This window comes from Pseudomonas sp. GD04158 (assembly GCF_029834875.1).
Classification (GTDB): Bacteria; Pseudomonadota; Gammaproteobacteria; order Pseudomonadales; family Pseudomonadaceae; genus Aquipseudomonas; species Aquipseudomonas hydrolytica.
The window spans coordinates 21,887-42,450 of sequence record NZ_JAODYT010000039.1; the positions used below are offsets into that span (position 1 = coordinate 21,887).

The window sequence follows — 20,564 nt, forward strand, 5'->3', positions numbered from 1 at the left end:
CGTCAGTGCAGCAGGGTGAAGAGGCCCTTGCCCCCCACCTTGTAATTGAGATTGCGACAACGCTCGCCCATGGGTTTGGCGGGGCTTCCGCCCACGATCTTGTAGGGCTCGACCCGCTTGGCGACCACCGCCTGGCCGGTAACCACCGCCCCTTCGCCAATGTCCGCGCCGAAGGAAAGCAGTGCCCGACTGCAGATCCAGGCATAGTTGCCGATCTTCACCGGCCCACCGACGGCCCAGAACTCGGGGGCCTCCAGATCGTGCCCGCCGGCAATCAGCAGAACGTAGGATGCGATGGTCACATGATCGCCAATGGTCAGGCCGCCCCGTGCATCCAGCAGACAGTGCCAACCCACCACGCTGTCTTCACCTATGACCAGGCTGTCCATCCCCAGCACTTCCGTATTGCGCCAGACACTCGAGCCCTTGCCGATCTTCGCGCCACCCAGACGCAGCCAGAACAAACGCAGAGTGTGGCTGGGAATCTTGCAGATGAAGATGTTGTAGATCTGCTCCCAGGTACGCAGCATGCGATCACGCAACGTTGGCCAGTTGAGCCCGTAGAGCGGCACCAGCGCACCCTGCAGTTCTTTGCCCAGCATGGCGTAGAAACGCCTTGCCAGAGGATGCTCGATACGCGACTCGATGTTCACGTAGGAAATCGAGCAAAGCATGTCATCCTTGATCTGGCGCTCGAAGCAGACGTCGTTCTGCAGCATCCAGTCGTAGGCGCTTTCCAGCTCCTCGACGCTACAACCCAGGCGCTGGGCATACGCGGGCAGGGCCTGGCGCAGATTGTTCGAGTGGTACATGCGATGTTTCATCGCCGCCTCCATTGCTTATCCGGGGAATCCTGATTCGGCCCTGCCTCATCCACGTCAGCCCCCCGCGCCTCGGCCCCGTACAAGCGCCGGGCTTCATGCAGATTGAGCCCCATGAACAACCAGAACAGTGCGACCAGCACCATGGTGAAACTGAAATAGTGGTCGAACAAACCGCTCAACAGCGCCGCCAGCAGGCCGCCCAGCGTACCCAGCCAAATGGCGTTGTCGGCGGTCAGCGGGATGACTCTGGAGCGCGGCCGGACGACCCGCCACCAGCTCCAGGTCACCGCGATGAATAGCAGCATGCCGGGCAGGCCGATCTTGTAGATGTAGTTGAGCCAGAGATTGGAGATGCCCCATAGACCGCTGCCCGGGACCGGGGGATCGACCTTGAACCCCACACCGAAGGGGTAAGCCGCCATGGCAGCAGGGAAGTTGGCGTATTCGTCGAATCGCACCGAGGTGCTCTCGTTGCTGGTCAGGAACATGGTCAGCAGACGCTCCTGCAACGGCGGGTACGCCAAGGTCAGCAACACGCCCAGGAAGCTGCCGATCAACAGCAGACGACCGGCATAGGGCACGCGCCGCCCCGCCATCCAGACCAGTATCAGCACCAGACTCAGCAAGGCGCCTCGCGATCCGGTGAGCAGCAACCCCATGCTGCCGAGCAGGGTGACGGCCAAGCCGAGCGCTCGCGGCCAGCCACGACGAGCCAGGCCGTAACAGAGCGCCAGCGGAAGCAGGAGAGCCAGCGCCCCGCCCGTGGCGTTGGGATGCATCCAGGGCGAGCCCATTCTCGGTGCGAGGGCCATCAGGCTGTCACCGAGAACCTCCAGCGAACCGTAACCAAGGGCCGCCAGGATGGGCGTCATGCTGGTCGCCGAGCGCTCACGCAGGAAGGTCGGGATCGACAGCAAGAGCATGAACAGGGTGCCCAGCAAGAGCGCTATGACCACCTGCTCTCGAGCCTTCCGTTCGGCCAACAGCCGCCCCACCAGAAACAGCGCGGACAGGTTGAACAGCCAGCGTATCCAGTTGATCGGCCCATTGCCTTCGGCGTCCACCATGACCTGCCCGATGACCAACGGAAACAGGCTATACACGGCCAGGGCCACGGCCAGTCGCTCTGGAAGCCCGGGGGACTCGGGGGCACGCGGCAGGCCACCCAGCAGGGTCTGGAACCAGATGCCGACCCAGACCAGCATCAGCAGTGCCTCGGACACCGTGGTGCGAATGCCTAGGCTGACCGTCGAATATGGCAAAAAGGTGCCCACCACCGCGAACAGCAGCAAGCCCAGTAGCGGCCGCCGCAGAATGGTCAGCCCCAGCGCGGCGCCGGCCAGCAGCACCAGCAGTTTGCTGGCCGGCAGTACCCAGAGCAGCGCACCGAAAAGGCCGCCACAGAGCAATGCCAGAGGGACGCCAAGCGGCATGCTCATGACCTCAGCTCCTCCAACAGCCGCGCCACGTTTGCCCGATAGGGTGCTTCAGCAAAACGTGCAGCCCACTCCTTCGATGCGATCCCGGCACCCTTTGCCTCCTGCGCCAGGGTTTCCATCAGACGACTCAGGGCCGCACCATCGCGCGGATCAAAACGCGGCGCCTCGGGGGGGGCGACTTCGTCCAGCGCCGACCCGCGCGCAACGGCCACCGGTGTGCCCTGGCCAAGCGCCTCCACCACGGGCAGACCAAAGCCCTCGGCATATGCCGGCTGCCAGAGGCGTTCGGCACGCTGGTACAGAGCCCGCAGCTGCGCATCACTCAAGCCGTGCACGACATGCAGCCCGGCCACTTGTCGCTGCTCCTGGGGGAGCTCCTCGCGCGCGCCTACCAGCACCAGCTCGGGCACGGCCGCGCATTGCCGGCGGGCCGCCTGCCAGGCCTCGATGAACCAGGGAATGTTCTTGCGCGGCTCTCGAATGCCTACCGCCAACCAGTACCGCGGCGGCAGACCGAGAGCGTCGATGGACTCCACCGAGTCCGCCAGATCGGAAACCAGGTTCGGCAGAACGCGGACCTTGTCGCGCACAGCGGGGAAATAGCGCGCCACCTCGTCGGCAGTGAACTGCGAAGGCGTCCAGATGCGGTCCGCGACCCGTACGGAATAGCCGATCGACAGGCGATCGCTCACGCCATAGACCATGGCCCTGAGCGATGTGGCATGACGGTTACGATGGGTCAGCTGAAACAGGTCGTGCAGTTGCAACACATAGCGCACACCAGGCGGTCGCGGCGGCAACGGCAAGCCCATGTTGAAGTTGCTCACATGCACGTCGATGCGCTGCTCGCGCAGCGCGCGCGGCAGGAACCCCGCCTCGAAGCGCAGGCGCAAGGGCAACCGGTGCACCCCTTGCAAAGGGCTCGGCCAATCGGGGCAGCGGGCCCGCTGGCGCAGCGGATGCTCGGCCGGAGCGGTGGAGAACAACTGCAGTTCCACGCCGGGCAGCGCCGCGATGGCGCCCTCGAGCGCCAATGTCTGACGACCTATGCCGCTATGGGGAAAGCTGATCGCCGGGCGGTAATCCAGTGCTACACGCATGCCGCTATGCCGTCCTTTTCCTGCTTGATGGTGGTGTAGACCTGTTCCAGCTGGCGGGCCGCCTTGGACCAGTCGTGCTCGGCGACGACATAGCCGCGTCCGGCCTCGCCGACGGCCTGCGCCTCGCTCGGTGCGTGCAATAGTGAGACCAGCGCGGCGCTCAGGCCATGCGGATCCTCGCCCCTGCGGTAATGCACGCCGTCGCTTACCGCCAGGCCGGACACCCCCTGCGCCGTGGTCACCACGGGCAAAGCCGCGGCCATCGCCTCGAGGACCTTGAGCTTGGAACCGCCGCCCTGCCGCAGGGGCGCAAAGAAGATGCTGACGCTGCGCTGCAACTCTCGCAGATCGGGGACGAAACCATGCCACTCGATCCGCGGATCGTTCCAGCGCTCAGGCCAATGTGCGGGCATGGCGAATCCCGCGATCACGAAGCGGACGTCGGGGCATTGCTGCCAAAGCAGCGGCATTACCGCGTCGAGCGCCCATTCAACGGCATCCACGTTGGGCGGGTACTCGTAGTTGCCGATGAAGAGCAAGCGCCGGGAGTGGTAGTCCGGGCTGACCGAGGCGTAGTGGCTACAGTCGACACCATTGACCACCACCTGGCTCGGGTGGCGTGACAGCGCTGACAGCACTTGCGCATCGGCCTCGGTCACGCTGACCACCTGTTGCGCCTGCGCAAGCACGCGGCGCTCCCACCTGCGGTAGCGCCATTGGTCCAGACGCACGAACCATCTCAGCCACGACGGAAAACGGTCGTAGGTAGCGGCACCAAGCTCCGACTCTACGTTGTGCTCAGTCAGGATGAATGGCTGGCCCGACTGCCGCAGCAGACGTTCGTATGGCTGAAAGCTGTAGCTGTGCTCGATCTGAATGACATCCCAGCGCTCCTGCAGCAAGTCGCTGAACACCGCCTGCAAACGGGGCGCCAGGCCATTGATGCTGACCAACAGCGGATAGGGCGCGAACAGGGCAGCCAGCAGCGTAACCGGGCTGCGCAGCGGGCGGCGCGGCAGCACGACAAGGCGCTCCAGCCAGGGCGACAGCGCCTCGCGCTCCTGATCACCGAGCGGCGTCTTGCTCTGCACCAGCAGCGTGATGCGATGACCGGCCTGCGCCAGACTGCGGATCAGCTGATATTGACGCGTCTTGCCGCCACTGCTGGTCGGCCAGGGCGAGTAAGGCAGTATCCAGAGGATGCGCATGCTCGCTCCTAACGCCAGACCAGCAGTTGCAGACTGGACTTGAGCGGCACCACCACCCCCTCGCCACCTTGCAGCTCGCGCTGTTCTCCGGTGAGCGGATCGTGCAGGGTGGCGCGCTGCACCGCCGGAAGGCGGAGCTGCTTGCCGCTGGCACTCCAGAACATCCACACGTGGCTGCCGTCCTGGCGAGTCCAGGTGACGTTGTACAGGTCATTTGGCGCCTGCTCGAAACGCGGGGCGTCGCTCGGCTCCAGGCGCGGACCGGTGACCTTGAGCAGGTTGGCCAGGGCGTTGTACACCGGCTTGGGTCGCGCCTGCAGATCCAGCAGGCCATAGCCCTGGTCACGCGGGCCGGCGCGGCTATCGAGATCGCTGAGATTGAACAGGAAGATGCGGTCGAAATCCTGCGCGCTCATCAGCGCCAGTCGGCGCAACGTATAGTCCGCCTGCCCGTCGACGCCGATGATGGCCTGCATTTCCTTGGGCCCGCTGTAACTGGACCAGCCCCACTCGGTCGCCCAGATCTGCTCGATTCCGTGGGCCCGCAGGGCGCTGTTGATGAAGTTGGAGTGCTGCAGATAGTCCTGCTGCTTGGGCGAGGCGCCCTCGGGCAGTTCGGTATAGGGGTGGTAGGCCATCACCAGCTTCTTCTGCGCCACCCCCATCTGCAGCAGGGATTGCAGCATCAGCGCGCCGCCATGCGAGGGCATGTTGCTGTAGTAGGCCATGCCCCCCGCCACCACGGTCTTGCCGGGGACATGGGCGCGCAGGGCATCGGCGCTCTGGAACAGCAGTTTGGCGTAAGCCTGCGGGTCTTCCTTGGGCCGCCAGAAAGGGAATATGTTCGGCTCGTTCCAGACCTGCCAGGCCTCGAAGGCATCGTAGTGCTTGGCCAAGCGCACCAGGCTCTCGCCGTACAGGGCATTGTCCTTGGGCGGGAAGGAATCCTGATAGGGGGAATCGGCCGGAGCGGTGGTGGCGAAAGGCGCCGACCCGACCAGAAAGCCAACCGGTTTCAACTGATGCTTCTGCATGGCCTCGACCATGGGGTCGAAGGCGGTCAGGTTGAACTGCCCGCGCTGCGGCTCCAGGTACGCCCAGTGCATGGCGATTCGCACCCACTCCAGGCCCAGCTCGTTCAACTGCTGCATCTGCGCCTGATAGATGGCGGGCTCGAAGAAGTGGAACTGCGCGTTGACGCCAAGGAAGTCGCGCCATACCAGCGGCCCCGGCGCCTTCAGCGTGGTCACCTCGGCCTCGGCCTGGCGGCTCCAGGGCAGGGTCAGAAGGACGACGCCAAGCACGAGTACCGCGGGGAGCAGGAAAACAGTTCTACGCCACATGCGGCATCACCTCGCGCAGGGTTTCAAAGTGCCGGACGAAGCGTTCGGCGGTGATGTCCCAGGCCCGCTCGGCGGCTATCAGCCGGGCGCGCTCGGCCCACTGCGCGGCCAAACCCGGCTCGGCCAGAAGGCGCGCCAGCTGCTCGGCCAGGGCGTCGGCCCGACCCTGCGGATACATCGCGCCATTGCCGCTGGCTACTTCTTCGGCGAAGGATCGCGCATCCGAGGTGATCACCCCGCGCCCACAGGCCACCGCCCACGACAGGGCGCCGCTGGTCCCGCGCATGGAGCCGAGAAGACGCAGCTTCCTCGACTCACGATAGGGCAGAACCATGACGTGATGACGCTGAATCAAGGCCGGTATGGCGGCCGCCGGCACGTCGAGGTCCCACTCGATCAACTCATCCAGCCCCTCACCCCGAATGCGCCGACGCAGCTCATCGAGATAGGAGCCTCCGGGCGCAAAGGCGGTCTCCGGCTCGCTGCCGCCCGCCAGCGTCAGGCGCAGCTGCCCACGCAGGGAGGGCTGGCGGCGCAGCAGCAACACCAGGGCGTCGAGCAGATCCTCGATGCCCTTGCCGCGGTAGATGAAACCGAAGTAGAGCAGACGCAGGGGCTCTGTGGGCGGCAGCGGTACCTCAGCGATACGTTGATTGCCATGGGCGATGACCCGCACCTGCTCTGTCGGCAAGCGCATGCGACGGCGCAGGTAGCCGGCCCCGGTCTGGGTCAGCGTCACCAGACGATCGATGCTTTGCGCCAGCTTGCGCTCTTCGCTCAGGCACAGCGGATCCGCCATCACCGTCGCCATCTGCGGCAGCGGCGATGGCATGCCCTGCACTAGAGACAGCGGCCAGGGTAGCTGTGCACGTCGCCACACCAGGCGCTCGGGATCATGCACCGTCGCGCTCAAGGGCAGCTCCGGCCGCAACTGACGCAGCGTGCGCAAGGCATGAAACTCGGCCAGGCGCCCGCCACCCAGCTCACCGTGCGCCAGGTCGATACCCTGCCAATCGAAGGCCGCGATACGTGCCTCGGCATCTCGCGGCTCGTTGCCACAGCCTGCCAGGGGCGTCATCACCTCGACCCCCTTGGCCTCCAGCGCCTGCTTGAGATGCGCGGCATAGTCGGCTATGCCGGTCTGCTCGGGCGGCAGCGGTGCAAGCAGGGCGATGCGCATCAAACGGCGCCTCTGGCTGTGGCGATCAGTTGCAGCACCCGCGTCGGCACTTCGAAGCGGCGGCGATTGATGATCACGCCATCGACCTTTCCAAACGCCGTGGAGAGCACACCCAGCGCATGCTCGACGGTCGGAACCGTGCTCTTCTGCGCTTCCACCACCAGGGCAATCAGGTCGGCGTGGCGCAACTGCACGAAGGCTTGCGGGTTGGACAGCAGGCCGGAGGCATCGAGCAGCACGACCTCGCCAGCCTGGCATGGCTGCTCACCGTCGACGCGCACCTTCAGCCCGCGCTCGGCCAGCAGCTTGGCCAGATGCTCGACGATGAAGCTGACGCCTTCGCCGCGGCGAGCGGACGTCAGGCCAAAGGTCAGCCCCTGCTGCTCGATACGCTCCAGCGGCAACTGACCATACAAACGATACAAGGCCGCAAGGAAGGCGGTGTTCTGCCCCGGCTTGCCTTCCTCTATCTCGGGCAGGGTGGTCCACAACGGAACGGAGAAGCGCTCTTCGATGCGCCCCCCATCATGAATACGCTGATCGAGCAGGTAGCAGAGATAGAGCACCAGCAAGCCGACCAGCACGCTCAGCGGCAACGCCAGGAAAATCATCAACAGGCTCTTGGGGAAAACCCGACTCGGGTTGAGCGTCGCATGCTCGATGATGGCGATGTTGCTGATGCGGCTGTCGTCCAGTTCCCGATCGATGCGGGCTTTTTCCAGGCTCTCGTTGTAGAGCGCGAAGTTTCGCTCTGCAGCCGTCAGTACGCGCTGCAAGCGCGCCAGCTCCGGTTCGGCCGCCAGAGCCCTGGCGCGGTCCTGCTCGAGCTTTTCCAGATGACCGTCCTGGCGCAGCAGCTGCGCCTTGAGACGGGCGAGGTCGGCCTGTTGATCCATGAGATTGCTGCGCAGACGCTCGGCGATGGGGTTCGGGGCGAGGTTCTGCGAAGCCTGCACGGTCGCGGCCTCGGCCTTGACCATCTGCTCCAGGTAGAGAATGTTCTCGTCGATGCTCTTCACCGGCGGCGCATTCTCGGTGAAGGTGCGAAGCAGGTCCTGACGCTCGGCACGCTTGTCGTTGAGCATGCGCATCAGGTTCTGGTGCACGGGGTTGAGCGACAGCTCGCGAACCGTACTGACTTCCTTTGGCAGCCCCTGGATCTGCTGGGCGAGGGTGGCGAGGCTGCCCTCGGTGGAGGAGATCAGGCGCGATGTGTAGAAGCGGTCGCTGCGCAGCTGGTTGATGCGTTCGGCCAGGTCCTGCAGGTGCTCGTCGATGCTCACCGCCCCCAGCTCGTTGAGCTTGTCGGCCAGTTGCTGCTTGTAGCCGAGAATCTCCTTCTCGCTGGCCTGGCTCTGGGTCAGATAGAAGTCATACAGGCTCTTGCGGCCCAGGGCTCGAGTACGCTCCTGCATGTACAGCTCGACCCAGCTCTGCACCACCGCCTGCGCCACGACCGGATCGCTCCAGCGAAAGCTGATCTCCATCACCGAAGAGCCACTGGCGTGCGTCACGCTGAACTTCTTCTCCAGCTTGGTGGCCAGACGATCGACCGGCGTCTGCTTCTCCGTCAGGCCGATCAGCTGCAGGAAACCGCGCACCAGCTCCACCGCACCATTGGCCACCTGGCCCACGCCGTACTTGATGGCGGCAAAGAAACCATCGGGTTTCGGCGCGTTGGCCAGCTGTTCGAGGTAGCGTTCGGCCACCTGCCGACTGATCGGTCGGCCGGTCAGCATGCGCTCTTCATCGAGAATGGGATCTCTCATGGCTCCGGGCATGACGATCGCCTGGCGGTCGGCCATCTCGATGGGCAGGGTGCTGGTTTCCCGTCCCGGCTTGATCAGCAGGCGCGCGCTGGATTCATAGGAAGTGGGCAACAAAAAAGCGCCCAAGAGAACCACCACCAGGGTTGCGATTACCGCCAGCTTGAACTCCCGAAAGAAGATAAAGAACAGGCGCAACAGATCACGGAATGTACGAATTTCGATCATGAGAAGCTGTTCCCTAGCGACTAGTTGCGGCGGAGATCGTAATTGGCACCGATGCCAATGGATTTCACGAACGGGATTAACTGATTGAGATAGAGGTCGACGCCCTCGATGCGGTTGCCCACGCCGGACTTGGGTACGAACACCACGTCACCGCGCTGCAACGCCACGGCCTGACGCCCCTGCGCGCCGCCTTGCAGCAGTTGGCTGTAATCCACGAAATAGGCCTGATAGCGGCCGTCCGGGTCGGATCGCAGCAGCGCGACGTGCCGGCTGTCGGCGTTGGGTTCCACTCCACCGGCTGCGACGATCGCCTGCTCCAGCGTGGTGACGACATTGGTGGAATAGGATTGAGGGTTGCGCACGGAGCCGCCCACGAACACGGTATTGCCGGGCGCCTGGTTGATGTTCACGGTTACGCCGGGCTCGCGGTAAAAGGGCGTCAGCCGCTCCTTGAGCTCGGCCGACAGTTGCTCCGGCGTTTTGCCACCCGCCTGCACCTTGCCGATGAATGGGTAGGAAAAGGTGCCGTCATTGAGCACGGTATACAGCGTCAGCTCGTAGATGGAGTTGGCGGTAAAGGCTGAGATCGTCGGGGTTTCCCCGCTGTCGCGGACGATACGCAAGGTATCGCCAGGGTGGATGCGCTCCTGCACCGGCGGTAGATCGGCAAGCGTCAACGCGGCGTGGTGCCCGGCGTCGAGCGTATCGGAGTCGGGTAGGCCGATACGGGCCGGAGTGGTGCAGGCCGTGAGGCCCAGCGTCACGATGAGCAGCAAAAACGCTTTCATAAGGGAATTTTCCTTGCAGACCCCAATATTCACTTCCAGTACCCCGGAAACATGCTAAGGCGGCGTTTCAAGCCAACATCAAGATAGCGCTCGCCCTGTCCAATCCTGTAGCCAAGCAGTTTCGCCGCGGTGCGCAGCAGCACTTCCGGCACGCGCCAGAGTGCGCCCGCAGCCAGCACAGCCTGCAGCTCAGCCTTGACGTAGCGAAGGCCCTCCCCGCTGGCCGCGCCGAACGCCTCGCCAATCCAGCGTTCACGCCCGTAGAACACACCGATATCGAAGTAGCGACGGAACTCTTCTAGCAGACGGTAATCATGCGAGTGATGCACCTCGGCATCCGCCGCATAGCGCACCGCATAACCGGACAGCAGCATGCGCGCCGCCACATAGGCGTCCTCGCTGCCGATCACGTCCTCGGGAAAACCGCCGACCGCCTCCAGCGCATCACGTCGGTAGACCGAAAAGGAGTCGGAACTGAAGCAGGTCTTGATCCCCAGTTCGCCTGCATCGACAAGGCGCTTGGTCCGGCTGACCGGCGGATAATTGAAACGACGCGCCTGCGCGCCCAGCAAACCGGCATCCGCATGGGGCAGCTGACGACCATAGGCGACGCCGATATCCGGCTCGCCATGCAGGGCGCCGACAATGCGGGCAAAGGTGTCCGGCGTTGCCGGAATGGCATCCTGGGTCAGGTAGATCAGCACATCCGCTGCAACCTGCTGACTGGCCCAACGCCGCGTACCGCCATGATTGAACTGGCTCGGCTCGATCACTTCGACCCGCGCACCGGCGCCTCGCAGACGCGCCACGCTGTCGTCGCGCGAACTGCTGTCGACCACCAGAAACTCGTCGGGCTGCAAGGTCTGACGGGCGAGCGCAGGCAGCAGGCGCTCGAGGTGAGCACCGGCATTGCGCGTGGGAATGATCAGGGCAACGGACATCAGCTGAGCGTCTCGGCCACCGGCACACGGCCATAGATATCGGTGAAGCGCACGATGTCATCTTCGCCGAGGTACTCGCCGCTCTGCACTTCGATCATCACCAGGTCGATCACCCCAGGATTTACCAGGCGGTGACTGTGCCCAGCGGGAATGAAGGTCGACTCATTGGTGTTGAGCAAAAAGTCGCGCTCGCCGTTCACCACCCGAGCCATACCGCTGACCACTACCCAGTGCTCGCTGCGATGGTGGTGCATCTGCAACGACAGGGATTCGCCGGGGCGGACCATGATGCGCTTGATCTTGAAGCGCGCCCCCTCCTCCAGCACGGTGTAGGTGCCCCACGGGCGAGTCACCGTACGGTGCAGGCGATAGGCCTCGTGGCCGCGCTTCTTCAACTCCTGGGCGATGAACTTGACGTCCTGGGTGCTGCGCGCGTCGGCGATTAGCAGGGCGTCTGGCGTGTCCACCACCACCAGGTCACGCACGCCCACGGCGCCCACCAGCCGCTTGGGTGAATCGATGTAACAGTCCTGTACGTTGTGCAGTACCGCCTCACCTATGATCTGATTGCCATTGGCATCCGCCGGCGTCAGCTCGCGCAGCGCCTGCCACGAGCCAATGTCGCTCCAGCCCAGGTCGCAAGGCACGACAGCCACCCTGGAGGAACGCTCCATGAGGGCATAGTCGATGGAGATATCCGTTACCTCGGCGAAACTGGGCGCATCCAGCTCACATTGCTTGCCCTGCTTGCCTTCGACGGACCCACTCAGTGCCAGGCATCTTTCCACGCCCTCGACGACCTGCGGCGCATGTTCGCGAAGTTCGCGCAGCAGCACGTCGGCGCGGAAACAGAACATGCCGGCGTTCCACAGATGTTCGCCGCCCTCCAGATACGTCTGCGCGGTCTGCAGGTCGGGCTTCTCGACGAAACTGGCTACGCGATACCCACCGGCCTCCAACGCTTCACCCTGCTGGATATAGCCATAACCGGTCTCCGCATGGCCGGGGCGGATGCCGAAGGTGACCAGCCAGCCCGCCTCGGCCAGATCGCGCGCGCGCGCCACCGCGGAAACGAAAGCCTGCTGATCACGAATCAGGTGATCGGCCGGCAGCACCAGCAACTGCGCCTCCTCACCGTAGTGACGAACGGCGTGCAACGCTGCCGCGGCAATCGCCGGTGCCGTGTTGCGCCCCATCGGTTCGAGGAGAAAATCCAGCCCCAGGCGCCGACGATTCAACGGCCGGTAGTCGTCCAGGGTGCGAAACAGCAGCTCCCGATTGATCACCGTCAGCATCCTGGCCACATCATCCAGGCCAGCGACACGCTCGAAGGTCTTCTGCAGCAGGCTGAGACCATCGGCCAGACGCATGAAAGGCTTGGGCATGGCCTCGCGCGATACCGGCCACAGACGGGTGCCGGCACCACCGGCAACGATGCAGGGAATCAGCGTGCTCATCAGTAGGCCTCGCGGGTGAAGATGACCGCAGGCAAGGTGCGGAAGAGGATGTACAGGTCGAACCAGACCGACCAGTTCTCGATGTACTGCAGGTCGTACTCGACACGTTTCTCGATCTTTTCCAGCGTATCGGTTTCGCCGCGATAGCCATTGATCTGCGCCCAGCCGGTGATGCCGGGCTTCACACGATGCCGCGCGGTGTACTCCTTGACCGCTTCCTCGAACAGGATTCCGGCCGCCTTGGTCGCCGTGGCATGGGGGCGAGGCCCGACCATGGACATGCTGCCGAGCAGTACGTTGAACAGTTGCGGCAGCTCGTCGAGGCTGGTCTTGCGAATGAAGCGGCCGACCCGGGTGATACGATCATCGCCGCGGGTGGTCTGGCGCTCGGCGTTGGCATCGGCGCGGTCGCAGTACATCGAGCGGAACTTGAACACTTCGATCAGGCGATTGTTGTAGCCGTAACGTTTCTGCCGGAACAGGACCGGGCCGGGCGAGTCGAGCTTGATGGCCAATGCCACCAGCACCATCACCGGCAGTGCCGGTACCAGCGCCAGGCTCGCCAGCACCAGATCCTCGAGGCGCTTGATCAGGGGCGACCAGCCATCCAGCGGACGCTCCGATACGTTGAACATGGGCAGCCCGCCCACCTCGGTGATGCGGTTGCGTGCGTGGCGAAAGGCAAGCATGTCCGGTACCAGCAAAACGTTGACTGGCAACTTGCGCAGCTCGCGCACGATCTGGCCGATGCGGTTCTCGGCCGACCAGGGCAGTGCCACCAGCACCTGAGTGACCCGCTCGCGGCGGATCAGACTCTCCAGGTCACGGCTGTCACCCAGCAGCGGCAAGCCTGCCAGCGTGTCTGGCATACGCCCGATACGATCATCGATGAATCCGATCAGACCGGAGCGAATGTCGCAGTGACGCGACATGTGCTCGGCCAAGCGCACGCCATTTTCGGTACCACCGAGAATCACGGCACTCTGCAGGAACTGCCCGGCACCGACCCAGCGCCTGAATAACGACAGAACGAGCAGGCGCTCCGCACCAAATGCCAATAAACTGACAAAAAACCACAGTGCGAGCAGGTGCCCTTCCATGAAGCCGAACATCTCCAGCGCCTGATGCATGAACAGCAGCAGACAGAACGCCGCCGACCAGGCGAAAAACATCACGCGAAAGCGCAACAGATTGCTGAAGATATCTTCCGAATAGACGTCCAGCGCTTGAAACATCAGGACCGTCAGCACTCCGAAGAACAGCAGAACGGCGCTGTAGCTTTGCGTCAGGGCGCGCTCTTCCGATAACCACAACAGCAGCAGCAAGCCCGGCAGCGCGGCGGTAAAGCCATGCACCAGACGCATTCCCGCCAGGAAATACTGGACAAAGCCAGGACGTGCCAGCAATGAGCTACCGTGCAAAAGCTGACGCATGATGGTTTACCCCCGCCATATCTTCCGAGGACGCTTCGCCCGCTGGCGACAGAAAAAAGGCAGCAGAAAGAGTTTTGCACGCGATACGACAGAATGCCGTCGCTTCTGTTATGGTGCGACTTAACCACTTTTATGATGGCATTTCAACATCCTTCCGATATTAGGATGCAGTTAAAAATTGGCGTCAGATAAGCGCCGCTGCCAAGCGTCTTCGGACCAGACATCCCATGGCCGAAAACGCGCTCGGGTCGCCTGGCGGCGCCGCTATGATCGGGTTAGTGAGGAGGCGACAGGTAGGCGCCGGCAACCAAGTGACACGAGCGGCACAGCAGCTTTCCTCCCCTATTTTGAGTGACTGCCTTATTATCCGCCGCGACGACTAGCGTTCATGTTCCATAGGTAAAGGGCATCATCCATGCGTATCCTGATCACCGGCGGTGCCGGCTTTATCGGTTCGGCTCTGATCCGTCATCTGATCCGTCACACCGAGCATGAGGTGCTCAACCTCGACAAACTGACCTATGCCGGCAACCTGGAGTCGCTCGCTGAAGTAGCCAACAGCCCGCGCTACCGCTTCGTCCGTGCCGATATCGCCGACAGCGCACTGGTGACGCAGACACTGGCCGAGTTTCAGCCCGACGCCATCATGCACCTCGCCGCCGAATCCCACGTCGACCGGTCCATCGATGGCCCAGCGGCCTTTATCCAGACCAATATCGTCGGCACCTATGCCCTGTTGGAAAGCACCCGCGCTTACTGGCAGCAGCTTGACACCGAACGCAAGGCGACCTTCCGCTTCCACCATATCTCCACCGACGAGGTCTATGGCGATCTGCACGGTGTCGATGACCTCTTCACCGAAACCACTCCCTATGCGCCCAGCTCGCCCTATTCGGCGAGCAAGGCGGCCTCCGATCATCTGGTGCGCGCCTGGCAGCGTACCTACGGCCTGCCGGTGCTGATCACCAACTGCTCGAACAATTACGGTCCGTACCATTTCCCCGAGAAGCTGATCCCGCTGATGATCCTCAGCGCCTTGGCAGGCAAGCCGCTGCCGGTGTACGGCAACGGCCAGCAGGTGCGCGACTGGCTCTATGTCGAGGATCACGCGCGGGCGCTGCTCAAGGTGGTCTGCGAAGGCGAGGTGGGCGAGACCTACAATATCGGCGGGCATAACGAGCAGAAGAATCTCAATGTGGTGCGCGCCATCTGCGCACTGCTGGAAGAGCTGGCACCGCACAAGCCGTCCGGCGTGGCGCGCTATGAAGACCTGATCACCTACGTGCAGGACCGCCCAGGTCATGACCTGCGCTATGCCATCGACGCCGGCAAGATCGAACGCGAGTTGGGCTGGGTGCCACAGGAAACCTTCGAGAGCGGGCTGCGCAAGACGGTGCAGTGGTATCTGGACAATCTCGACTGGTGCCGCCGCGTGCAGGATGGCAGTTATCAGGGCGAGCGACTCGGCGCACTTTAAGGAGCCTGTTGATGATCTGCTGCGCGTCGGCCCTGCTGCGTTAAAAACAGGCTCAGAATGCTCATTTACAACTCGTAAACTCCGCTTCCTCGCCTGTTTTTGCCTTGCATGGCTCTAGCTCGCGAGATCCTAAACAGGCTCCAAGGAGCAGGAATAATGAAAGGCATCATCCTCGCCGGCGGCTCCGGCACCCGGCTGCACCCCATCACCCTCGGCGTGTCCAAGCAACTGCTGCCGATCTACGACAAACCGATGATCTATTACCCGCTGTCGGTCCTGATGCTGACCGGCATTCGCGAGATCCTGATCATCTCCACTCCGCAAGACCTGCCCAACTTCCAGAAGATGCTCGGCGATGGCAGCCAGTTCGGCATCGACCTGCAATATGCCGAGCAACCCTCTCCCGATGGCCTGGCTCAGGCCTTCCTGATCGGCGAGTCGTTCATCGGCGACGACTCGGTATGCCTGATCCTCGGTGACAACATCTTCCACGGCCAGCACTTCACGGAAATGCTGCTACGCGCCGCCAGCCAGCCGAGCGGCGCCACGGTATTCGGTTACTGGGTGAGCGATCCCGAGCGCTTCGGGGTAGTGGAGTTCGATGCCGCCGGTAATGCATTGTCGATCGAGGAGAAGCCGGCCGATCCCAAATCCAGCTTTGCCGTGACCGGCCTGTACTTCTATGACAACGACGTGGTGCAGATCGCCAAGGACGTAAAACCGTCCGCCCGCGGCGAACTGGAAATCACCGACGTCAACAATGCCTACCTGGCGCGCGGGAGCCTGCGTGTGGAGCGCTTCGGCCGCGGCTTCGCCTGGCTCGACACCGGTACCCACGACAGCCTGCTCGAAGCCTCGCACTACGTGCAAACGGTGGAAAAGCGTCAGGGGCTAAAGGTCGCCTGCCTGGAGGAAATCGCCTATCAACAGGGCTGGATCGATCGCGAAAAGCTGCTGTCCTGCGCCAAGGCACTGGGCAAGACCGGCTACGGTCAGTACCTGTACAAACTGGCGGAGGAGTCGTTGTGAAAGTCATCGCAACTGCACTACCGGAAGTGCTGATTCTCGAACCCCAGGTATTCGGCGACGAGCGCGGCTTCTTCTACGAAAGCTTCAACGCGCGGCGCTTTGCTGAAGCCACCGGGGTGAACCGCGAATTCGTCCAGGACAACCACTCGCGCTCGGCGCGTGGGGTGCTGCGCGGCCTGCACTATCAGTTGCAGCAGGCCCAGGGCAAGCTGGTGCGGGTCAGCGCTGGCGAGGTCTATGACGTGGCGGTGGATGTGCGGCGCAGCTCACCGAACTTCGGCAAATGGGTCGGCGTGCATCTGTCGGCCGAGAACAAGCGCCAACTATGGGTGCCGGAGGGTTTCGCCCATGGTTTTCTGGTGCTCAGCGAGTACGCCGAGTTCCTCTACAAGACCACCGACTACTACGCCCCCGCCCATGAGCGCTGCATCCGCTGGGATGATGCGCGCCTGGCCATCGACTGGCCGCTGGACGGGCTGACGCCGCAACTGTCGGCCAAGGACCAGCAGGGCCTGAGCCTGCAGGACGCCGAGACATTCGCATGAAGATCCTAATCAGCGGCCACACCGGCCAGGTCGCCCGCGAACTGCAACTGGCCCTGCGCGAGCACGAACTGGTCAGCCTTGGCCGTCAGGCATTCGACCTGTCGCGCCCGGACAGTCTGCGTGAAACCATCCTGCGCGAGCGCCCGGCACTGGTCATCAATGCAGCGGCCTATACCGCCGTCGACCAGGCCGAACAGGAGCGCGAGCTGGCCTTCACCGTCAATGCCGAGGCACCGGGCGTCATGGCCGATGCCTGCTTCGAGCTGGACATCCCGCTGATCCACTACTCCACCGACTACGTCTTCGACGGCAGCAAGGCCACACCCTACCGCGAGGCCGATACGCCACACCCGCTGGGTGTCTATGGCGCCAGCAAGGCGGCTGGCGAACAGGCGCTGCGCATCAGCGGTTGCGACCACCTGATCCTGCGCACCAGCTGGGTCTACTCGCAGCACGGGCGCAACTTCCTGCTGACCATGCAGCGCCTGCTGCAGGAACGCGAGGAGCTCAGCGTGGTGGACGATCAGATCGGCGCGCCGACCTGGGCCGGCAGTATCGCCAGCGCCACCGCCGAGCTGATCGACAAGTGGCAGCAGGGTCGCCATCACTGGGGCACCTACCACCTGACCTGCCAGGGCGAAACCAGCTGGTTCGGTTTCGCCAGCGCCATCGCCGAGCGCCTGCGTGCGGCCGGCAAGCCCTGCGCCAGGCTGCGCCCCATCCCCAGCAGCGAGTACCCGACGCCGGCGCAGCGCCCGCTCAATTCGCGCCTGGATGGCGAGCGCCTGGAACAGGAATGGCAGGTTCGCCTGCCGGACTGGCGCGCGGCACTGGACGCCTGCCTGCAACGCATGAACTGAAGGCTCCCGGCGGAACGTGCATAATGCGCCGATCATCCCGGCGCAGTTTTCCATGAGCTCGATCCCCGCCACGCCCCGACGCCTCCGCTGGCGCAGCCTTGTGCTGCTGGCGCTGCTGCTCGCTCCGCTGCTGTGGCCGGTGCATTACCTGGCCGAGCGTTATTACCGTGAGGTGCTGATCGAGCAGAATCGGCAGACGCTGGACCTGTATGTCGCCAACCTGCTCGGCACGCTGCGCCGCTACGAGGTGCTGCCGCAGATCCTCGGCGACCTGCCCGGTCTGCGCGCCGCCCTGCAGGCTCCGGAAGACCCCGCCGTGCTGGACAACGCCAACCGCCTGCTGGCCCGGGTGAAGAGCCAGACCGGCGCCGACGTGATCTACCTGATGAACCCGCGTGGCCTGACCCTGGCCGCCTCCAACTGGGACAAACCCGACAGCTTCGTCGCCGGCAACTTCGCCTTCCGCCCCTATTTCCGCGAAGCCCTGGCCGGACGCCTGGGACGCTTCTTCGGCCTCGGCACCACCTCCGGCAAGCGCGGCTACTACTTTGCCTACCCGGTGCGCGAAGGGGAACAGAACATCGGCGCACTGGTGGTCAAGGTCGACCTCGACCACACCGAGACCCTCTGGGGCAATACGCCCGAGCAGCTGCTGGTCACCGATACCAATGGCGTGGTGATTCTCACCTCGCGCCCGGACTGGCGCTTCCACGCCAGCCGCCCGCTCGATCGTGTCGAGCAGGCCGCCATCGCCGCCAACCAGCCTTACCCGACCCAGGCCCCGCCAGCCCTGAATCTCGATCCGGACGCCTGGCTGACGCAAAGCCGCGCACTGGAAGAGACCGGCTGGACGGTGAGCATCCTTGCCCCGCGCGTGCTGCTCGACCGCCCGGTACGCAGCGCCGTAGCGGTAGGCGCCGCGGCCCTGCTGGCCCTGCTGCTGTTGCTCGGCCTGCTGATCCTGCGCCGCCGCCACTACCTCGAACGCATCGCCCTCGATGCCCGCGCCAAGGCCGAACTGGAGCAGCGCGTGGCCGAACGCACGCACGACTTGGAACTCCTCAACAGCCGACTGAAACAGGAAGTGCTGGAGCGCGAGCAGGCCCAGCAGGAACTGGTGCGCGCCCAGGACGAACTGGTCCAGGCCGGCAAGCTGTCGGCCCTCGGCACCATGAGTGCGAGCATCAGTCATGAGCTAAACCAGCCGCTGGCCGCCATTCGCAGCTACGCCGAGAATGCCAGCACCCTGCTCGACCACCAGCGCAACGACGACGCCCGCGCCAATCTCAAGCTGATCAGCGAGCTAACCGAGCGCATGGCCTCGATCATCGCTCACCTGCGCGCCTTCGCCCGCCGTGACCAGCACGCCCCGGAGCGAGTCGCCCTGCAGCCGGCGCTGGACGACGCCCTCGCCCTGCTCGCCAAACGCCGCCGGGCCATGGATGTGGAGCTGATCCGCGACCTGCCGGACGCCACGCTCTGGGTCCAGGCCGGCGAAACGCGCCTGCGCCAGGTGCTCGGCAACCTGCTCGGCAATGCCCTGGACGCGCTGAGCGACAGGGCGCCACCGCGGCGCATCTGGATCAGCGTGCAGCAACAGGACCAGCACCTCGAGCTGCTGCTGCGCGACAATGGCGCGGGCTTCTCGGCCGAATCCCTGGCGCGCGCCCGCGAACCCTTCTTCACCACCAAGACCAGCGCTCAGGGCCTGGGGCTCGGCCTGGCCATCTGCGACAGCCTGATCCGCGCCCTGGACGGCGAGCTGCTGCTGGCCAATCATCCGGCGGGCGGCGCGCTGATCACCCTGCGCCTGCGCCTGGCCAGCCCCGGCGTCAACCTGCAACCTTCTGAGGACCCTTCGCCATGACCAGCGACAGCGCCATCGACAGCCGCATTCAGGTTCTGCTGATCGACGACGATGCCCACCTGCGCCAGGCGCTCAGCCAGACCCTCGACCTGGCCGGACTCAAGGTGCTCAGCCTGGGCGATGCCCAGGGCCTGGCCCAGCGTATTCCGGCTGACTGGCCGGGCGTGGTGGTCAGCGATATCCGCATGCCCGGCATCGACGGCCTGCAACTGCTGCAGCAACTGCGCGAGCGTGACACCGAGCTGCCGGTGCTGCTGATCACCGGCCACGGTGATGTGCCGCTGGCGGTGCAGGCGATGCGCGCCGGTGCCTATGACTTTCTGGAAAAGCCCTTCGCCAACGAGGCGCTGCTCGACAGCGTGCGCCGCGCCCTGGAACTGCGCCGCCTGGTACTGGACAACCGCAGCCTGCGCATGGCGCTCAACGACCGCCAGCAACTGGCCGGGCGTCTGGTCGGCCAGTCGCCGGCGATGCAGCGCCTGCGCGAGCAGATCGCCGCCCTGGCCGGCATCGCCACCGATGTGCTGATCCTCGGCGAAACCGGTGCCGGCAAGGAGGTGGTGGCGCGCGCCCTGCACGATCTGTCCAGCCGCCGCGACGGCCCCTTCGTCGCCATCAACGCCGGTGCGCTGGCCGAATCGGTGGTGGAGAGCGAGCTGTTCGGCCACGAGGCAGGCGCCTTCACCGGCGCGCAGAAACGCAGAATCGGCAAGTTCGAGTTCGCCAATGGCGGCACCCTGTTCCTCGACGAGATCGAGAGCATGAGCCTGGACGTGCAGGTCAAGCTGTTGCGCCTGCTGCAGGAGCGCGTGGTCGAACGCCTCGGCGGCAACCAGTTGATCCCGCTGGATATCCGCGTGATCGCCGCGACCAAGGAAGACCTGCGCCAGGCCGCCGATGCCGGGCGTTTCCGCGCCGACCTCTACTACCGCCTCAACGTCGCGCCGCTGTCCATTCCACCACTGCGCGAGCGCGGCGAGGACGCCCTGTTGCTGTTCCAGCACTTCGCCGAAAGCGCCGCCGCCCGCCATGCGCTGCCGCCGCGAGAGCTGCAGCCGGGTCAGCGTGCCCTGCTGCTG

Annotated in this window: 17 protein-coding genes; 6 read left to right on the plus strand and 11 right to left on the minus strand. The window is 64.4% G+C overall.

The genetic code is table 11. The annotated features are described in order from the left end of the window. Positions 1 to 2: 2 nt before the first annotated feature. Genes N7333_RS15305 through N7333_RS15355 form a run of 11 tightly spaced genes read right to left on the minus strand, consistent with a single transcriptional unit; the run spans position 3 to position 13,707 of the window. Positions 3 to 824: an acyltransferase gene (locus tag N7333_RS15305; RefSeq protein WP_004374030.1), complete on the minus strand. Its 822-nt coding sequence runs from the start codon at positions 822 to 824 to the stop codon at positions 3 to 5. After that, positions 821 to 2,263 carry an O-antigen ligase family protein gene (locus tag N7333_RS15310; RefSeq protein WP_129482453.1) on the minus strand — a complete coding sequence of 481 codons (1,443 nt, stop codon included), beginning with the start codon at positions 2,261 to 2,263 and terminating at the stop codon, positions 821 to 823. The genes N7333_RS15305 and N7333_RS15310 overlap by 4 nt, the downstream gene beginning before the upstream one ends. Continuing rightward, on the minus strand, positions 2,260 to 3,363 hold the full coding sequence (locus tag N7333_RS15315; protein WP_129482452.1) for a glycosyltransferase family 1 protein: 1,104 nt from the start codon (positions 3,361 to 3,363) through the stop codon (positions 2,260 to 2,262). The genes N7333_RS15310 and N7333_RS15315 overlap by 4 nt, the downstream gene beginning before the upstream one ends. Continuing rightward, positions 3,354 to 4,571, minus strand: a complete 1,218-nt coding sequence (locus N7333_RS15320) for a glycosyltransferase family 4 protein (RefSeq protein WP_279859054.1) — start codon at positions 4,569 to 4,571, stop codon at positions 3,354 to 3,356. Before N7333_RS15320 ends, N7333_RS15315 begins: the two co-directional genes overlap by 10 nt. Positions 4,572 to 4,579: 8 nt before the next feature. Continuing rightward, on the minus strand, positions 4,580 to 5,914 hold the full coding sequence (locus N7333_RS15325) for a cellulase family glycosylhydrolase (protein ID WP_129482450.1): 1,335 nt from the start codon (positions 5,912 to 5,914) through the stop codon (positions 4,580 to 4,582). Next, positions 5,904 to 7,094 (minus strand): glycosyltransferase, encoded by a 1,191-nt coding sequence (locus tag N7333_RS15330; RefSeq protein ID WP_129482449.1) that lies wholly within the window; start codon positions 7,092 to 7,094, stop codon positions 5,904 to 5,906. The genes N7333_RS15325 and N7333_RS15330 overlap by 11 nt, the downstream gene beginning before the upstream one ends. Continuing rightward, entirely contained in the window at positions 7,094 to 9,088 is a 1,995-nt protein-coding gene (locus N7333_RS15335; protein WP_129482448.1) for an exopolysaccharide transport family protein, read from the minus strand. The genes N7333_RS15330 and N7333_RS15335 overlap by 1 nt, the downstream gene beginning before the upstream one ends. Before the next feature lie 20 nt (positions 9,089 to 9,108). After that, complete coding sequence (locus N7333_RS15340) at positions 9,109 to 9,876, minus strand: polysaccharide biosynthesis/export family protein (protein WP_004374045.1); 768 nt, start codon at positions 9,874 to 9,876, stop codon at positions 9,109 to 9,111. Positions 9,877 to 9,905: 29 nt separating this feature from the next. Beyond that, positions 9,906 to 10,817 (minus strand): glycosyltransferase family 2 protein, encoded by a 912-nt coding sequence (locus N7333_RS15345; protein ID WP_129482447.1) that lies wholly within the window; start codon positions 10,815 to 10,817, stop codon positions 9,906 to 9,908. Then, entirely contained in the window at positions 10,817 to 12,274 is a 1,458-nt protein-coding gene (locus N7333_RS15350; protein ID WP_129482446.1) for a mannose-1-phosphate guanylyltransferase/mannose-6-phosphate isomerase, read from the minus strand. The genes N7333_RS15345 and N7333_RS15350 overlap by 1 nt, the downstream gene beginning before the upstream one ends. Continuing rightward, positions 12,274 to 13,707: an undecaprenyl-phosphate glucose phosphotransferase gene (locus N7333_RS15355; RefSeq protein ID WP_096825307.1), complete on the minus strand. Its 1,434-nt coding sequence runs from the start codon at positions 13,705 to 13,707 to the stop codon at positions 12,274 to 12,276. The genes N7333_RS15350 and N7333_RS15355 overlap by 1 nt, the downstream gene beginning before the upstream one ends. Before the next feature lie 415 nt (positions 13,708 to 14,122). Here N7333_RS15355 and rfbB point away from each other — a divergent pair, with 415 nt between their 5' ends. From rfbB to N7333_RS15385, 6 genes are all read left to right on the plus strand, one after another. Then, positions 14,123 to 15,184: a dTDP-glucose 4,6-dehydratase gene (gene rfbB, locus N7333_RS15360; protein ID WP_129482445.1), complete on the plus strand. Its 1,062-nt coding sequence runs from the start codon at positions 14,123 to 14,125 to the stop codon at positions 15,182 to 15,184. A 156-nt stretch (positions 15,185 to 15,340) separates the two neighbouring features. Further along, entirely contained in the window at positions 15,341 to 16,213 is an 873-nt protein-coding gene (gene rfbA, locus N7333_RS15365; protein WP_129482444.1) for a glucose-1-phosphate thymidylyltransferase RfbA, read from the plus strand. Then, complete coding sequence (gene rfbC, locus N7333_RS15370; protein WP_004374071.1) at positions 16,210 to 16,758, plus strand: dTDP-4-dehydrorhamnose 3,5-epimerase; 549 nt, start codon at positions 16,210 to 16,212, stop codon at positions 16,756 to 16,758. The genes rfbA and rfbC overlap by 4 nt, the downstream gene beginning before the upstream one ends. Beyond that, positions 16,755 to 17,618, plus strand: coding sequence for a dTDP-4-dehydrorhamnose reductase (rfbD, locus tag N7333_RS15375; protein ID WP_129482443.1), 864 nt, complete (start codon positions 16,755 to 16,757; stop codon positions 17,616 to 17,618). The genes rfbC and rfbD overlap by 4 nt, the downstream gene beginning before the upstream one ends. Before the next feature lie 52 nt (positions 17,619 to 17,670). After that, positions 17,671 to 19,485, plus strand: a complete 1,815-nt coding sequence (locus tag N7333_RS15380) for an ATP-binding protein (protein ID WP_096825303.1) — start codon at positions 17,671 to 17,673, stop codon at positions 19,483 to 19,485. Further along, positions 19,482 to 20,564: sigma-54 dependent transcriptional regulator (locus N7333_RS15385; protein ID WP_279859055.1), on the plus strand; the 1,083-nt coding region annotated here is incomplete at its 3' end. The genes N7333_RS15380 and N7333_RS15385, both read left to right, overlap by 4 nt.

What these genes read in the sequence shown, in the direction of transcription:
- rfbB (WP_129482445.1), top strand. Translation starts at nt 14,123, where the DNA reads ATGCGTATCCTGATCACCGGCGGTGCCGGCTTTATCGGTTCGGCTCTG.
- N7333_RS15340 (WP_004374045.1), bottom strand. Translation starts at nt 9,876, where the DNA reads ATGAAAGCGTTTTTGCTGCTCATCGTGACGCTGGGCCTCACGGCCTGC.
- rfbA (WP_129482444.1), top strand. Translation starts at nt 15,341, where the DNA reads ATGAAAGGCATCATCCTCGCCGGCGGCTCCGGCACCCGGCTGCACCCC.
- N7333_RS15325 (WP_129482450.1), bottom strand. Translation starts at nt 5,914, where the DNA reads ATGTGGCGTAGAACTGTTTTCCTGCTCCCCGCGGTACTCGTGCTTGGC.
- N7333_RS15320 (WP_279859054.1), bottom strand. Translation starts at nt 4,571, where the DNA reads ATGCGCATCCTCTGGATACTGCCTTACTCGCCCTGGCCGACCAGCAGT.
- rfbD (WP_129482443.1), top strand. Translation starts at nt 16,755, where the DNA reads ATGAAGATCCTAATCAGCGGCCACACCGGCCAGGTCGCCCGCGAACTG.
- N7333_RS15305 (WP_004374030.1), bottom strand. Translation starts at nt 824, where the DNA reads ATGAAACATCGCATGTACCACTCGAACAATCTGCGCCAGGCCCTGCCC.
- N7333_RS15355 (WP_096825307.1), bottom strand. Translation starts at nt 13,707, where the DNA reads ATGCGTCAGCTTTTGCACGGTAGCTCATTGCTGGCACGTCCTGGCTTT.
- N7333_RS15335 (WP_129482448.1), bottom strand. Translation starts at nt 9,088, where the DNA reads ATGATCGAAATTCGTACATTCCGTGATCTGTTGCGCCTGTTCTTTATC.
- N7333_RS15380 (WP_096825303.1), top strand. Translation starts at nt 17,671, where the DNA reads ATGAGCTCGATCCCCGCCACGCCCCGACGCCTCCGCTGGCGCAGCCTT.
- N7333_RS15310 (WP_129482453.1), bottom strand. Translation starts at nt 2,263, where the DNA reads ATGAGCATGCCGCTTGGCGTCCCTCTGGCATTGCTCTGTGGCGGCCTT.
- N7333_RS15315 (WP_129482452.1), bottom strand. Translation starts at nt 3,363, where the DNA reads ATGCGTGTAGCACTGGATTACCGCCCGGCGATCAGCTTTCCCCATAGC.
- N7333_RS15350 (WP_129482446.1), bottom strand. Translation starts at nt 12,274, where the DNA reads ATGAGCACGCTGATTCCCTGCATCGTTGCCGGTGGTGCCGGCACCCGT.
- N7333_RS15330 (WP_129482449.1), bottom strand. Translation starts at nt 7,094, where the DNA reads ATGCGCATCGCCCTGCTTGCACCGCTGCCGCCCGAGCAGACCGGCATA.
- N7333_RS15345 (WP_129482447.1), bottom strand. Translation starts at nt 10,817, where the DNA reads ATGTCCGTTGCCCTGATCATTCCCACGCGCAATGCCGGTGCTCACCTC.